Source organism: Buchnera aphidicola (Aphis fabae) (genome assembly GCF_009069125.1).
Classification (GTDB): Bacteria; Pseudomonadota; Gammaproteobacteria; order Enterobacterales; family Enterobacteriaceae; genus Buchnera; species Buchnera aphidicola_BB.
Map to the genome: position 1 here is coordinate 203398 of NZ_CP042427.1, position 15960 is coordinate 219357.

14 protein-coding genes and 5 tRNA genes are annotated in these 15960 nt (G+C 23.6%); 11 read left to right on the plus strand and 8 right to left on the minus strand.

Translation table 11 applies throughout. The features are described from left to right. Nucleotides 1-17: 17 nt before the first annotated feature. Nucleotides 18-365: a 50S ribosomal protein L19 gene (gene rplS, locus FQV33_RS00950; protein ID WP_158347792.1), complete on the plus strand. Its 348-nt coding sequence runs from the start codon at nucleotides 18-20 to the stop codon at nucleotides 363-365. A gap of 86 nt (nucleotides 366-451) precedes the next feature. Here rplS and tldD read toward each other — a convergent pair whose 3' ends face one another. Next, nucleotides 452-1906 carry a metalloprotease TldD gene (tldD, locus tag FQV33_RS00955; RefSeq protein WP_158347794.1) on the minus strand — a complete coding sequence of 485 codons (1455 nt, stop codon included), beginning with the start codon at nucleotides 1904-1906 and terminating at the stop codon, nucleotides 452-454. A 165-nt stretch (nucleotides 1907-2071) separates the two neighbouring features. Here tldD and aroQ point away from each other — a divergent pair, with 165 nt between their 5' ends. After that, nucleotides 2072-2527 carry a type II 3-dehydroquinate dehydratase gene (aroQ, locus tag FQV33_RS00960; protein ID WP_158347796.1) on the plus strand — a complete coding sequence of 152 codons (456 nt, stop codon included), beginning with the start codon at nucleotides 2072-2074 and terminating at the stop codon, nucleotides 2525-2527. Between the two features lie 84 nt (nucleotides 2528-2611). Here the strand turns inward: aroQ and fis are convergent, their stop codons facing one another. Both fis and rluD read right to left on the minus strand, forming a co-directional pair. After that, the gene (gene fis / locus FQV33_RS00965) at nucleotides 2612-2911 is read right to left on the minus strand and encodes a DNA-binding transcriptional regulator Fis (protein WP_158347798.1); all 300 of its coding nucleotides are present in this window, start codon (nucleotides 2909-2911) and stop codon (nucleotides 2612-2614) included. A gap of 116 nt (nucleotides 2912-3027) precedes the next feature. Beyond that, a complete protein-coding gene (rluD, locus tag FQV33_RS00970) occupies nucleotides 3028-3969 on the minus strand; it encodes a 23S rRNA pseudouridine(1911/1915/1917) synthase RluD (protein WP_158347800.1) in 942 nt (313 codons plus the stop codon). Nucleotides 3970-4105: 136 nt separating this feature from the next. Between rluD and FQV33_RS00975 the strand changes: the two genes are divergently transcribed. The 6 genes from FQV33_RS00975 to gshA all read left to right on the plus strand — a co-directional run bounded on the left by FQV33_RS00975 (nucleotide 4106) and on the right by gshA (nucleotide 9878). Continuing rightward, nucleotides 4106-4843: an outer membrane protein assembly factor BamD gene (locus FQV33_RS00975; RefSeq protein ID WP_158347802.1), complete on the plus strand. Its 738-nt coding sequence runs from the start codon at nucleotides 4106-4108 to the stop codon at nucleotides 4841-4843. A gap of 104 nt (nucleotides 4844-4947) precedes the next feature. Then, nucleotides 4948-7602, plus strand: a complete 2655-nt coding sequence (gene alaS, locus FQV33_RS00980; protein ID WP_158347804.1) for an alanine--tRNA ligase — start codon at nucleotides 4948-4950, stop codon at nucleotides 7600-7602. A 174-nt stretch (nucleotides 7603-7776) separates the two neighbouring features. Then, nucleotides 7777-7962: a carbon storage regulator CsrA gene (gene csrA, locus FQV33_RS00985; RefSeq protein ID WP_158347805.1), complete on the plus strand. Its 186-nt coding sequence runs from the start codon at nucleotides 7777-7779 to the stop codon at nucleotides 7960-7962. Between the two features lie 127 nt (nucleotides 7963-8089). Beyond that, nucleotides 8090-8179, plus strand: a tRNA-Ser gene (locus FQV33_RS00990). Between the two features lie 10 nt (nucleotides 8180-8189). Then, nucleotides 8190-8263 (plus strand) — tRNA-Arg (locus FQV33_RS00995). Nucleotides 8264-8345: 82 nt separating this feature from the next. After that, on the plus strand, nucleotides 8346-9878 hold the full coding sequence (gene gshA / locus FQV33_RS01000; RefSeq protein ID WP_158347807.1) for a glutamate--cysteine ligase: 1533 nt from the start codon (nucleotides 8346-8348) through the stop codon (nucleotides 9876-9878). 128 nt (nucleotides 9879-10006) lie between these two features. Here gshA and metK read toward each other — a convergent pair whose 3' ends face one another. After that, entirely contained in the window at nucleotides 10007-11146 is a 1140-nt protein-coding gene (gene metK / locus FQV33_RS01005; protein ID WP_158347809.1) for a methionine adenosyltransferase, read from the minus strand. Between the two features lie 236 nt (nucleotides 11147-11382). Between metK and FQV33_RS01010 the strand changes: the two genes are divergently transcribed. Continuing rightward, a complete protein-coding gene (locus FQV33_RS01010; RefSeq protein WP_158347811.1) occupies nucleotides 11383-12072 on the plus strand; it encodes an endonuclease in 690 nt (229 codons plus the stop codon). A 3-nt stretch (nucleotides 12073-12075) separates the two neighbouring features. After that, nucleotides 12076-12819, plus strand: a complete 744-nt coding sequence (locus FQV33_RS01015) for a 16S rRNA (uracil(1498)-N(3))-methyltransferase (RefSeq protein WP_158347812.1) — start codon at nucleotides 12076-12078, stop codon at nucleotides 12817-12819. Nucleotides 12820-12888: 69 nt separating this feature from the next. Here the strand turns inward: FQV33_RS01015 and rpiA are convergent, their stop codons facing one another. The 4 genes from rpiA to FQV33_RS01035 all read right to left on the minus strand — a co-directional run bounded on the left by rpiA (nucleotide 12889) and on the right by FQV33_RS01035 (nucleotide 13973). Continuing rightward, nucleotides 12889-13551: a ribose-5-phosphate isomerase RpiA gene (gene rpiA / locus FQV33_RS01020; RefSeq protein ID WP_158347814.1), complete on the minus strand. Its 663-nt coding sequence runs from the start codon at nucleotides 13549-13551 to the stop codon at nucleotides 12889-12891. A gap of 143 nt (nucleotides 13552-13694) precedes the next feature. Beyond that, a tRNA-Gln gene (locus FQV33_RS01025) sits at nucleotides 13695-13769 on the minus strand. 30 nt (nucleotides 13770-13799) lie between these two features. After that, nucleotides 13800-13881: transfer RNA gene (locus FQV33_RS01030), tRNA-Leu, on the minus strand. 18 nt (nucleotides 13882-13899) lie between these two features. Continuing rightward, nucleotides 13900-13973, minus strand: a tRNA-Met gene (locus FQV33_RS01035). A 170-nt stretch (nucleotides 13974-14143) separates the two neighbouring features. Here FQV33_RS01035 and glnS point away from each other — a divergent pair. Then, nucleotides 14144-15853, plus strand: coding sequence for a glutamine--tRNA ligase (glnS, locus tag FQV33_RS01040; protein WP_158347816.1), 1710 nt, complete (start codon nucleotides 14144-14146; stop codon nucleotides 15851-15853). The last annotated feature ends 107 nt before the right edge of the window (nucleotides 15854-15960 follow it).

Here is a 15960-nt window from a genome sequence, read left to right on the forward strand (position 1 = left end):
TTGATTTAGAGGTAAAAATGATAAATATAATTCGGAAAATAGAAGAAGAACAACTCAAAAAAAATATACCTAATTTTCGTCCTGGAGATACAGTAGAAGTAAAAGTATGGGTAATTGAAGGAACTAAAAAACGTTTACAATCTTTTGAAGGAATAGTAATTGCAATAAAAAATCGGTTTTTAAATTCATCCTTCACTGTTCGTAAAATTTCAAATGGAGAGGCTGTAGAACGAGTCTTTCAAACTCATTCTTACAATATTGATGATATTATTATTAAAAGAAAAGGATTAGTGAGAAAAGCAAAATTATATTATCTTAGAACACGGACTGGAAAATCTGCTAGAATTAAAGAAAAAATTAAATAAATTTATTTTTAAAAAAATTAATATGCAGTCACGACGTTATTCTTGACTGCACTAATATACTTTTTATATATTATTTTTTTAAAACACTAAACAGTTCCACCTATAGTTAATTTATCTATTTTAATAGAAGGTTGTCCTATTCCTACAGGAATATTTTGACCTTCTTTACCACACATTCCCATACCTTGATCCATTTTCAAGTCATTTCCAACCATAGATATTTTTTGCATAACTTCTATACCAGACCCTATTAACGTAGTGTTTTTAATTGGAGTAGAAATCTTTCCTTTTTTTACTAAATATGCTTCTGATGTTGAAAAAACAAATTGTCCAGAAGTGATATCTACTTGACCACCTGAAAAATTTACAGCATATATTCCATAATCAATACTTTTAATAATATCTTCTATTTTCGATATACCAGATAACATATATGTATTAGTCATCCTCGGCATTGGTAAATGAGAATAAGATTCACGACGACCATTACCAGTGGATTCACTTCCCATTAAACGAGCATTAAGTTTATCTTGCATATACTTCTTTAAAATTCCGTTTTCAATTAATATATTATGTTGTCCTAAAACTCCTTCATCGTCAATATTTAATGATCCACGTTGATTTTTTATTGTTCCATCATCAATTATAGTACATAACTCTGAAGCAACTTTTTTTCCAATCATGTTAGTAAATACTGATGTTCCTTTTCTATTAAAATCACCTTCTAAACCATGTCCTATAGCTTCATGTAGTAAAACACCAGGCCAACCAGATCCTAAAACAACTGGGAAAGTGCCAGAAGGAGCTTCTTTTGAAGATAAATTTAATAATGCTATTCGAACTGCTTCTTTAGTCCAATAATCAATTCTGACTTCTTCTAAAAAATCATCTTTATTTAAGAAAAAATTATAATTAGTACGACTTCCTCCTCCACTTCGACCTCGTTCTATTTTACCACGTTCTTCAACTAAAACAGTCACTGAAAATTCTACTAATGGTCTTATATCTGTAGCTAAGTTTCCATCAGTAGATGCAACTAAAATTTTTTCATAAGATCCACTTAAAGTAGCATTTACTTGTACGACACGATTATCAAAATTACGAGCAATATGATCTACTCTATAAAGTAAATTAATTTTTTCACTAGAAGTGAATTTTTCTAATGGATTTACAATATCATAAAAAGAACATTTTTTTTGTTCTATAAATATTTGTGGTTTTATTTTTTTTTCTTTACGATCAATTATACTTTTTGCCATTTGAGCACTTTTTCTTACAGAATTTATCGATATTTGATCTGTATATGAAAACCCGGTTTTTTCTCCAGAAATAGCTCTAACACCCACACCTTGATCGAAATGATAAAATCCTTCTTTAATAATTCCATTTTCTAAAACCCAAGATTCACAAATACGTGATTGAAAATATAAATCTCCGTAATCTAAATTATGAGTAGAGATATCTTCCAATATTTCAGAAAGATCTTGACGACTTAATTTATTTGAAGTTAATAAAGACTCACTAACTAATTCCAATGTCATTTGAACTCACTTGTATATTTAAAATATTATTATATTTACATTATAAAATATAAAAATAAAAAATAAAAAATATTTTTTATAAAAATATTATATAATCTTAAAAATTTATTATAAAATGTAATTTTAAACTTTTTAAATGAATTTTATTATCATATTGAGCTAAAAATGAAAAAAAAAATAAATGTTTTACTAATAAATGGGCCTAATCTAAATCTTTTAGGCACTAGAGAGCCAGATATATATGGAAATCATACTTTACTAGATTTGATAAATAACTTAACAAAAAAATCAGAAAAATTAAATATATTATTAAGTCATATACAGTCTAATGCAGAACATATATTAATTGAAAAAATACACTCTGCTAAAGAAAACAATATTGATTATATTATAATTAATCCTGCTGCTTTTACGCATACTAGTATAGCATTAAGAGATGCACTAATTTCTATTTCTATACCATTTATTGAAGTTCATATTTCTAACATTTATAGTAGAGAAAACTTTCGCTCTCATTCATGGTTTTCTGATGTTTCTCAAGGTGTAATTTCAGGATTAGGTTTAGAAGGTTACTATTGGGCATTAAAAACAATATCTAAAAGATGTTTAATAAAAAAATAAAATTTACTATAATTTTTGCACCTTCTTTATTATAAATGTATAGAAAGTGCAATCAAATCTAAAATCTATAAAAATTTTAAAAAATTAATTCATACCGTATTTTTTTAATTTTTTTCTTAAAGTACTACGATTTATACCCATCATTAAAGCAGCTTTTGTTTGGTTACCACGTGTATACCGCATAATTACATCTAATAATGGCTGTTCAAGTTCAGATAATATTAATGGATATAAATTATTGATATATTTAGTATTATCTAAATCTAATAAATAATTTTCTAAAGATTTTTTAACTAATAAACGTAAAGGTTTTTTTATAAATTTGTCTTGATTATTTTTAGTATCATTTACTAAAAATTTTGTATCTATTAAATTTTCTGGCATAAAATTATCAACTCTTTAATCTTTTGTATATTTTAAATAACATTAAGATTATTAAAAATTAAAATATATTCTATACAAAAATAATATATTTTATTATATAGAATATTTTATAGTTATTAGTCTAAATCTAAAATAAGATCTTTCATATCATCAGGTAAATCAATTTTAAAATTAATTAACTTTTTAGTAATAGGATGTAAAAATTCAATATAATGTGCATGTAGTGCTTGACGAGAAAAAATTTTATTTTTATAACAACACTTTTTTTTAAAAAAATTACAAGAATAATTAATCCCACCGTATACAGAATCACCTAATAAAGGATATCTAATATGTAGCATATGAACACGAATTTGATGAGTTCGACCTGTTTCTAATCTTAATAAGATATGTGTATAAAATTTAAATCGCCTAATTATTTTATAATGTGTAATAGCAGGTTTTCCTGAGGGATGTGCTATCATACATATTCTTTTAGTAGGATGACGCATTATAGGATAGTTAATTGTACCACCAGAAATCATATTTCCTTTTACAACAGCTTGATATTCTCGAATAACTTTTTTAGATTTTAATAATTCAACTAAATAATAATATGCAAAAATTGTTTTTGCTATCACCATTAAACCACTAGTATTTTTATCTAAACGATGAACAATTCCACAACGAGGTAAATATTTGCTATTTTTATAACGATATAATAATCCATTTAAAATTGTATTACTATTATTTCCAGCTCCAGGATGAACAACTAAACCAGGAGATTTATTTATAACTAATAAATTATTATCTTCATATATAATATTTAAAAAAATATTTTCCGGCAAATCAGACGTTATTTTTTCAATAATTGGATAAATAGTAATTTTTTCACCTCCTAATATTTTTTTATCAGGTTTATTTTCTATTTGGCCATTAACATATACATGATTCATAAGAATCCAATTCTTAAGACAAGAACGAGAATACTGAGTAAAAATTTGAGAAATAGTTTGATCTAATCTTTTTCCTAAAACTGTATTATAAGGAGCTAATATACTTATTTTTTTTTTTTTCAATATCAAAATCCTTATTTTTAAAATATATTTATTTAATCTAAATCTTTAATTTTTATAGAATATGATATTCTAATATATATTAATATAATAAATATTATTAATATAAAATTTCATTAAATTATAGAAAACATATATTATGCTAAAAAAAAATATTTTAACTGTTTTTATACTACTATTTATATTTATACATTTTTCAGCGTATTCTCAAAATACGCAACAAAAAAAAATTATTCAAGAAAAAATATTTTATGAATATTGTAAAAAAGAACTAAAAGAAAACCAATTTGATAATGCAATATTTCATTTAGAAACTATGAAAAAAAAAAATATTTCTAATGTTTATTCGGATAAAATTCAAATTAATTTAATTTATGCTTATTATAAAATTGAAAATTTTAATATGGCACAAAAAAATATAAAGGAATTTATACAACTATATCCAAAACATCCAAATATTGATTATATTTTTTATATAAAAAGTTTAATAGATATATCGCTTGACAAAAATATTTTTTTAAAAGTTTTAACTATAAAAAATTATAAAAGCGATCCTATTTATGCACAAAAAGCTTTCTTTGAATTAAAAAATTTTTTATATAGCTACCCTCAAAGTATTTATATTATAAATGCAAAAAAAGATTTATTTTATTTAAAACAACGTTTATCAAAATATGATTTTGAAATATTAAAATATTATTTTAATCATAAAAAATATATAGCAGTTATCAACCGAGGTGAAGAAATACTTCAAAAGTATCCAGAAACTTCATCTGCAATAGAAACATTAAGTTATATGAAACAAGCTTTTATTAAATTAAAAATATTTAATACTGCTGAAAAAATATCCAAAATTATTTCACTAAACAAATTTTAAAACTTTTTAATAAAATAGTTTTAATTCATAATAAATTTAAATTTTAAATTATATTTCAAAATACCTTAACAGAATAAACGTTATTTTTAAAAAAATTAAAAAATATGAAAAATACAACAAATGAAATACGACAAAAGTTTTTAACATTTTTTCAAAAAAAAGGACATACTATTCTGCCAAGTAGTTCTTTAATTCCAACAAATGATTCTACATTACTTTTTACTAATGCAGGAATGAATCAATTTAAAAATTTTTTTTTAAATCCCAAAAAAAAAAAATATTCTCGTATCACTACTTCACAACGTTGTTTAAGGACAGGAGGAAAACATAATGATTTAAAAAATGTAGGCTATACGGAAAGACATCATACATTTTTTGAAATGCTTGGTAATTTTAGCTTTAATGACTATTTTAAAAAAGAAGCAATTATATATGCATGGGAATTATTAACATCTAAACAATGGTTTAATATTAATAAAAACAAATTATGGATTTCAGTATATAAAAATGATGAAGAAACATATAAAATATGGCTTGATGTTATTAAAGTTTCTCCCGAACATATCATTAAAATAGGTGATAAAAGTAATTGTAAATATAATTCTGAAAATTTTTGGCAAATGGGTGATACTGGACCATGCGGTCCATGCACTGAGATATTTTATAATTATGATACAAAAAAAAATTATGATTTTTATGAATTTTTAGAAAATAAAAATGAATATTTTATTGAAATTTGGAATATTGTTTTTATAGAATATAATCGTATTTCTTCAACAAAAATAATTCCACTAAAATATAAATCTATAGATACAGGAATGGGTTTAGAAAGAATTGCTGCGGTCTTGCAAAATGTAAACTCAAATTATAAAATTGATGTTTTTCAAAAATTAATTCAAAATATCGCTCATTTCAGTAAAATAACAAATTTAAATAATATATCTTTAAAAATAATTTCAGATCATATTAGATCTTCTATATTTCTTATTTATGAAAATATAATTCCATCAAATGAACATCGAGGATATATTTTAAGAAGAATTATTAGAAGAATGTTAAGACATGCATACAAAATTGGAATAAATAAAAATTGTTTTTATAAAATTGTACCTTATTTTGTTGAAAATATAAGTGAAAATTTTAATTTTTTAAAAGGAACAGAAAAAAAAATTAAAGAAATATTAAAAACAGAAGAAATTCAATTTTCTGACACTCTTGAAAAAGGATTAAAAATATTAAATACAGAAATAAAAAAAACATATAATCAAAAAATTTCTGGAAAAACTATTTTTTATCTTTATGATACATTTGGATTCCCTGCTGATTTAACAATAGAAATTTGTCGTGAACAAGGAATTGAAGTAGATCTTAATAGCTATTATTTAGAAAAAGAAAAACAAAAAAAACAATCCAACATAAGAAGCAAATTTTATGCAGATTATAATAAAATAATCAATATTAATGATAATTGTACGTTCGAAGGTTATAAAAAAAACACAATAAAAGCATTAACAAAACATATTTATGTAAATAACAAACCAGTTTCATTAATTTCAGAAGGTGAAAATGGAATTATTTTTCTTGATAAAACATGCTTTTATCCAGAATCTGGTGGTCAAATAGGTGATATAGGGGAATTATATAATAAAAAATCACGTTTTTTAGTTGAAAATACAAAAAAATATGGAAATACAATTGGACATATTGGAAAAGTAACTAGAGGAAAATTTGAAATTAATAATTTTTTATATACTAAAATTGATAAAGTTTATAGAAATAAAATACAAATAAATCATTCAGCTACTCATTTGCTTCATGCTGCATTACGTAAAGTATTAGGAGATGTAGTTAATCAAAAGGGATCTTTAGTAACTAATACACGTTTAAGATTTGACTTTTCTTATCCCAAAATTATAAGTTTATCTGATATACAAAAAATCGAACACATTGTAAATTCAGAAATATATAAAAATAATTTAATTAAAGTTCAATATTGTAGTTTAGAAGAAGCAAAAAAGAAAAAAGCAATAGCATTATTTGAAAATAAATATGATTCTATTGTTCGTGTTGTATTCATTAAAAATTTTTCTATAGAACTTTGTGGTGGCACACATACTAGCAGAACTGGCAATATTGGACTATTTAAAATAACAGAACAATCAAGTATATCATCTGGTATCAAAAGAATAGAAGCTATAACAGAATCTAAAGCACTTAACTTTTTACATATTAAAGAAAATGAAATAGAAAATATATCCACTACTTTAAAAACTAAAAGTATTAATTTCAAAGAAAAAATAGAAAAATTAATAATACAAGTAAAAGATTTAGAAAAAAAAGTAAATATTTTACAAGCAAAAGAAAATACATATCAAATTAAAAAAATTACTGAAAATATTGAAACTATAAAAGGAGTGAAATTATTAATTAATACATTTAATAATTATGATTATAAATCATTAAAGTCAATTATTGATCAATTAAAAAAAGATTTTAAACATGCAATTATCATATTTATAAATAAAAATAATAATAATTTTAATATAATTACAGGAGTTACCAAAGATTTAACTAGTTATTTAACTGCATTGGAAATTATTAAAATTTTTATTAAACATACTAATGGAAAAGGGGGGGGGAAAAAAGAAATAGCTGAAGGTGGTAGTTTAAATATAACAAATTTATCTAAAATTTTAAAAATTATTAAATTATGGATTAATTTAAAACTAAAAAATAAAAAAAATGATTTTGATAAATAATTATATTGAAAATAAATATACTTAATTTAAAACTACATTAATATATAATGTAATATATATCAATGTAGTATAATACTATACTATTTAAATATTTTACAGTCTATATTTTAGCACTGTATTATTTTAACTCCAGGAATCAGATTGGATGAACTCTTTTATTTCAAGGAAAAAAGAATGCTTATTCTAACTCGTCGAGTTGGCGAAACATTGATAATTGGCGATGAAATAACTGTAACAGTACTAGGAGTAAAAGGCAACCAAGTTCGTATTGGTGTAAATGCCCCTAAAGAAGTTTCGGTACATCGTGAAGAGATATATCAACGTATTCAAGCGGAAAAAAAGCAGCAAAAAAATAAATAGAAACTATTGCATCTTACAATATTTAAGTAAGATGCATTTTATATTTCTATTGAATGATGTGTTATCATTCATCATTTATTTTTAAAAAAAAATTGACTTATATTTAAAAAAAAGTAAAATTAAAATAGGTGAAATGGCCGAGAGGCTTAAGGCGCTCCCCTGCTAAGGGAGTATGTAGAAAAACTCTGCATCGAGGGTTCGAATCCCTCTTTCACCGGTAAAAAATTGCATCCGTAGCTCAGTTGGATAGAGTACTCGGCTACGAACCGAGCGGTCGGAGGTTCGAATCCTTCCGGATGCAAAAAAATTCTAACCAAGAATTTATCATCCTAACAATAAAAAGTTTTTTAAAAATAATTAAAAATTTAACTTAGGAGAAAAAATTGATAGAGGATATCTCAAAAAAAATAACTTGGCTAGAAAAACACTCATCAATATTAAAAAATATTTCTCGAGGTATTGAACGAGAAACTCTAAGAATTAAAAAAAATGGAAATTTTTCAAATACTCAACATCCATATGACATTGGTTCTGCATTAACACATCAATGGATAACGACGGATTTTTCTGAAAATTTATTAGAGTTTATTACCCCAAATACTAATAATATAGATTATTTATTAATTTTTTTAAAAGATCTTCATTCTTTTGTAGCATATAAAAACTCAAACGAGTTAATGTGGCCTTTTAGTATTCCATATATATATAAAAAATCAACAAATATTCAAATAGCAAAATATGGAACTTCTAATTATGGAGCATTTAAAACTCTTTATAGAAAAGGTTTAAAAATCAGATATGGTGATTTAAAAAATACTATTTCAGGTATACATTATAATTTTTCATTACCAACAACATTTTGGCCAAAAGACACCACAGAAAAAACAGATAATATATCATCTGGATATTTAAACTTAATTCGTAATTATTATAGATTTGGTTGGATTATTCCATATTTATTTGGATCATCACCTGCGATATTAGAAAATTTCATAACAAATAAAAAATACAAATTTCAAAAAAACAAAGAAGGTATATTATATTTACCCTGGTCAACTTCATTACGACTAAGTGATATGGGATATACGAGCACTTCTATTGAAGATCTAAATATTACATTTAATAATCTAGAATCATATATCAATTGTTTAAAAAAAGCGATGAATACCCCATCTAAAAAATTTTCTGATTTAGGACTAATAAATAAACTTGGAGAATTTCAGCAATTAAACACTAATATATTACAATTAGAAAATGAATTATATACACAAATCAGACCTAAGAGAACAACTAATTATGGAGAATCGCTTCTAGATGCTCTAAAAGATAGAGGAATCGAATATGTAGAAATACGTTCTTTAGATATAAATCCATTTTCATCTATTGGAATTAATAAGAATCAAATACTTATACTAGATTTATTTTTAATCTGGTGCTCTTTAATGGATGCTCCGAAAACAAAAAAAACAGATTTTTATTTTATCACTAAAAATTGGAACAAAATTATTTTTGAAGGACGAAAACCAAATCAAAAAATTTATATTAATGAAAATAAAAAGTATAAATTAAAAAAAATCGGTAAAAGAATATTTCAAGATTTAAAAAAAATTGCTATTATCCTTGATAATCAATCAAAAAATGAAGAATATCAAAAAGTATGCGATAAAAAAATACTTTTTTTTGAATATCCAGAATTAACTTATTCAGCTAAATTTTTAAAACTTTTTATTGAAAACAATAGAATAAAAAAAACAGGATTAAATTTAGCTAATACATATCACAATCAATTTATTAATCAATTTTATTATAATTCACATAAGCAAATACTTGAAAATGAAACTATTCGTTCTCATCAAAAAGAAATAGAACTAGAAAAAAACGAAACACTATCTTTAAAAGATTATCTAAGAAAATAAATTATTCTCCCATGCTAGATTAACATGGGGAAATTATTAATAATTTAATATCATTATTCATATTACTATTAAGACATTTATACAAATTATTTTTTTTAAGATATAATATATTCAATGTTATACAGTTTTTATTGAGCTAACTCGTCTACTTTATCTATCTTTTCCCATGGAAACTCTTCTCTTCCAAAATGTCCATATACAGATGTTTTTAAATAAATAGGTTGTAGTAAATCAAGCATTTTAATTAATCCATATGGACGTAAATCAAAAATATCTCGAACTAAATTAATTAATGCTTGATTACTAAGTTTACCAGTACGAAAAGTTTCGATCATAATAGAAGTCGGTTCAGCTATCCCAATAGCATACGATAATTGGATTTCACAACGATCTGCTAAACCTGCTGCTACAATATTTTTAGCTACATATCTAGCAGCATATGCTGCAGATCGATCTACTTTAGATGGATCTTTCCCAGAAAAAGCTCCTCCACCATGTCTAGACATTCCCCCATAAGTATCTACAATAATCTTACGACCTGTTAAACCACAATCTCCCATAGGACCACCAATAACAAATCTTCCAGTAGGATTGATAAAAAATTTTGTATTTTTTGTTAGCCATTTTTTTGGTAAAACTGGTTTTATAATTTCTTCCATAACAGCTTCCTTTAAAACGTTTTGATTAATATTTTCTTTATGTTGAGTTGAAAATACGACTGTATCAATTCCTATTATACTTCCATCTTTATATTTAAATGTTACTTGACTTTTCGCATCAGGTCGTAACCAAGATAAAATATTTTTTTTTCTTAATTCAGATTGTTTTTTAACTAATAAATGAGCATAAGTAATAGGTGCAGGCATTAAAACCTCTGTTTCATTAGTAGCATAACCAAAAATAATACCTTGATCTCCAGCACCTTGTTCTAAGGGGTCAGAGCGATCAACTCCTTGAGTAATGTCAGGTGATTGTTTTCCTATAGCACTTAATATAGAACAAGAATTCGCATCAAAACCTGTTTCTGAATTAATATAACCAATATTGTTAATAGTATTTCGAGTAATTTCTTCAACATCGACCCAAGCAGTAGTACTAATTTCACCACCAATTAAAACCATTCCCGTTTTCACATAAGTTTCACAAGCAACTCTTGCTTTAATATCTTGTTTAAGAATTTCATCTAATAAAGCATCGGAAATTTGATCTGCAATTTTATCTGGATGACCTTCTGAAACTGATTCTGATGTGAAAAGATATTCGTTCATTATATTTTTTATTCCTTTGAATTAAATAGTTTATGAAAACTAAAAAAATATATTTAGCTCAATATTCTATAAAACATAATATTTTTTCTAAAATATATGTTAATATATATCATATTAAATATTTTTATTAAAAAATAACACTCAAATAAAATTTTTTTAAAATAAAAAATAATAATTCAATATAATTGTTTTACATAGAACATGATTAAAAAAATATTTCTCATCTTAATTGGTATATTTTTTTTTTAATTATTATAAAAAAAGATAATATAAAAAAAAAACATATAAACAGTTTTCAAAAAGCTAAAATGTTAGCAATTCAAATACATAAGAATGCTCCTGGAACATTTTATTGCGGATGCAAAATTATTTGGCATAATAAAAAAGGCATTCCTAATTTATCATCATGCGGATATAAAATCCGTAAAAATAAAAACCGAGCAACACGAATTGAATGGGAACATGTTGTTCCATCATGGCAATTTGGACATCAAAAAAAATGTTGGAAAAAAGGCGGTAGAAAAAAATGTATTAAAAATAAAAATTATCAAAATATTGAATTTGATTTACATAATTTACAACCTTCTATTGGAGAAATTAATGGGGATCGTTCTAACTTCATGTATAGTGAATTAAATAGCAATACCAAACAATATGGTAAATGTAATATAAAAATAGATTTTAAAAAAAAATTAGTCGAACCACCTAAAATAGCTCGAGGAGCTATAGCTCGAACTTATTTTTATATGAGCAAAATATACAATATTAAATTATCTATACAGGAAAAAAAAATATTTCAAAAATGGGATATTAGTTTCCCAGTTACTAAATGGGAATGTATAAGAGAAAATTTAATATTTAAAATACAAGGTAATCATAATAATTATGTTTACAAAAAATGTCTAAATAAAAAATTATTTTTTTAAAAAATGAAAAATCGTATTCCACGAATTTATGTTGATAAAAATTTAAAAATTAATGAAAAAATAATTTTAAATTCATCTAATACACATTATTTAATTCAAGTATTACGTATGAATATTCAAAATAAATTAGAAATATTTAATAATACAAATTATATTTTTTTATCTAAAATTATTGAAATTAAAAAAAAAATAGCAACTATTCTAATTTTAGAACAAGAAAAAAAAAATATTGAATCTCCATTATGTATTCATCTAGGATTAGTTATTTCAAAAAATGAAAAAATGAACTTTGCTATTCAGAAATCTGTTGAATTAGGTGTGGATGCAATTACTCCAATATTTTCAGAACGTTGTAATATTAATAAAAATAAAAAAAATATTTTAAAAAAAATTATTTACTGGAAAAACATAATAGTTTCTGCATGTCAACAATGCCAACGTAATATTATTCCAAGAATTAATAATGTAGAAGATATTAATATATGGTGTGAAAAATCAAATACAAATGAAATAAAAGTTATTTTAGATCCACAATCTACAATGAATATTAATCAATTGCCAAAAAATGTTAATTTTATTCGATTATTAGTTGGCTGTGAAGGTGGATTTTCATCATCAGAAATAAAACAAGCAATTAAACATAAATTTATTCCAGTTAAATTAGGACCAAGAATTTTAAGAACAGAAACAGCTGCAATTGCAGCAGTAACTGCTTTACAAATTAAATTTGGGGATTTATTAAATTAATCACATAAAAATAGACTTTAATCACAAAATCATTCATTTAATATATTAAAATGATTTAAATCTAAAAATTTATTTTTCTATAATTTTTACACTATTTTTTGTTCCCATTAATATTATATCTGCACCTCTTAAAGCAAATAAACCAACAGTAACAACTCCTGGTAACAGACTAATTCTTTTTTCTATTGAAATAGGATCATATATATGTAAATTATGTACATCTAAAATTATATTACCATTATCTGTAATAACATTTTTTCTAACTTTGGGTTGTCCTCCTAATTTAATTATTTCATTTGAAATAAATGATGAAGCTATAGGAATAATTTCAACAGGTAATGGAAAAGATCCTAATATATTTACTTTTTTTGTTTGATCTATAATACAAATAAATTTTTTAGCAATAGCAGCAATAATTTTTTCTTTAGTTAAGGCTGCACCTCCACCTTTAATCATCTGCATATTATTATTTATTTCATCAGCACTATCAACATAAACTTCTAGTGAATTAAAGGTATTCAAATTTAAAATATTATTAATGCCTTGTTTTTTTAATAAAATTGTTGAAGAATTTGAACTAGATACAACTCCAGATATTAAATGTTTTATTGTACTTAAAGCTTCAATAAAATAAGCAACAGTACTTCCTGTACCTACTCCGATAACAGTACCAGTAGAAATATAATCCAACGCAGCCCATGCTGCTTTTTTTTTAAATTCATTTAGATTCATAATATAAAAACCTATTTTATTTTATATAAATATTCTAAAATAAAAATAGAAAAAGTTTTAATATAAAAATAAACATAATAATACTATATAAAATTAAAATAGTTTATATTTTTATTATAAAATTATAAAACGAATACATTAGATGGCTGGGGTACCTGGATTCGAACCAGGGATGCCGGTATCAAAAACCGGTGCCTTAACCACTTGGCTATACCCCAAAATAAAAAACAGTGGGAAAATATAAAATATACGGGAGGCGAGATTTGAACTCGCACACCTTTCGGCGCCAGAACCTAAATCTGGTGCGTCTACCTATTTCGCCACTCCCGCACATAAACTATGAATTAGTAGCTACGACGGGATTTGAACCCATGACCCCAGCGTTATGAGTGCTGTGCTCTAACCAACTGAGCTACGTAGCCATACATAAAATTAATTGTTAATTTAACATTTTTGAATTAATTATTTTTTTTATTCTATAATAAATAAAATAGATTATCAATATAATTATTAATTATAAAAATATTTTTTAATAAAATATTAACTTTTATTTTTTAAAAATATTTCAAAATAAATTAAATTGAAGGATGAAATGAAAACTAAAATCAAGAAATATAGAAATAACTTTATTCATAATATTATTAAAGAAGATTTAAAAAAAAATAAATATTTGTTATTACATACTCGTTTTCCTCCAGAACCAAATGGCTATCTTCATATTGGGCATGCTAAATCAATATGCTTAAATTTTGAACTTGCAAATTTATATAATGGATATTGTAACCTTCGTTTTGATGATACTAATCCCCTTAAAGAAAACATTAAATATATTAATTCAATTAAAAATGATATTAAATGGTTAGGTTATAAATGGAATAAAAAAATTTATTATACTTCTGAATATTTTGAACAATTATATAAATATGCAAAAGAATTGATTAAAAAAGATTTGGCCTATGTAGATCAATTAACAAAAGAACAAATACGTGAATATAGGGGAACATTGGTTACTTCTGGTAAAAACAGTCCTTATAGAAATAGAAATATTGAAGAAAATTTAAAATTATTTAAAGAAATGAAAAAAGGATATTTTAATGAAGGAGAAGCTTGTTTACGTGCTAAAATTGATATGAGTTCGCCATATATTATAATGCGAGATCCTGTGCTATATCGTATTATTTGTACAAAACATCATCAAACGAAAGATCAATGGTGTATATATCCTATGTATGATTTTGCTCATTGTATCTCTGATTCAATAGAAGGTATTACCCATTCTTTTTGTACTTTAGAATTTCAAGATAATAAACGTTTATATAATTGGATTTTAGAAAATACGAGTGTTCTCAATCGTCCTAAACAATATGAATTTGCTAGATTAAATCTAAAATATTCAATTTTATCGAAAAGAAAAATAAAAACACTTATTGAAAAAAAAATAGTAAATAGTTGGGATGATCCTAGAATACAAACTATTTCCGGATTAAGAAGAAAAGGATATACAGCATCTTCTATTCGAAAATTTTGTGAAAAAATTGGAGTAACCAAACAAAATAATTTAATAGAGTTTTCTATGTTAGAATATTGTATTAGAAATGAATTAAACGAAAAAGCTATTCGTACTATGGCTGTTTTAGAGCCAATAAAATTATATTTATATAATATTGACGATAAATATGAAGAAATTTTTACTGTTCCAAACCATCCTAAAAAACCAGAGTTAGGTACTCATGAAATTATTTTTACTAATACAATATATATTGAAAAAGAAGATTTCAAAGAAGAATATGAAAAAGATTATAAAAGATTAAAACTTGGAGAAGAAATACGTTTAAGATATTCATATATAATTAAAGCAGAAAAAATTGAAAAAGATAAAAATGGAAATATTACACAAATAATATGTTTTTGTGATCTGAATACATTAGGGAAAAAATCAATTAATAAAAAAAAACCAGCAGTAATACATTGGATTTCAATTAAAAACTCGTTTTCATCAGAATTTAGATTATATGAAAAATTATTTAATACACATAATCCAGAACAAGAAAAAAACTTTTTATCTTTCTTAAATCCTAATTCAATGATTATTAAAAATGGTTTTATTGAAAAGAAAATAAGCGAAAAAATACAAAAAAAAATAAATAAGATGAAAACAAAAAATATAAATTTATTTTTTCAATTTGAAAGAGTTGGATATTTTTGCATAGATTTAATTGATTCAAAAAAAAATAAATTAATTTTTAATAGAACTGTTAGTTTACGAGATACATGGAATAAAAAAAAAGAAAAAAATAATTAATATGTTTTTTAAAATTATACATTCAATCTAATTAACAAACTAATTTTATTTATTAATACAATTCAATTAAAGATGTTAATCTTTAAATTATTTTTCTATTTTAACTA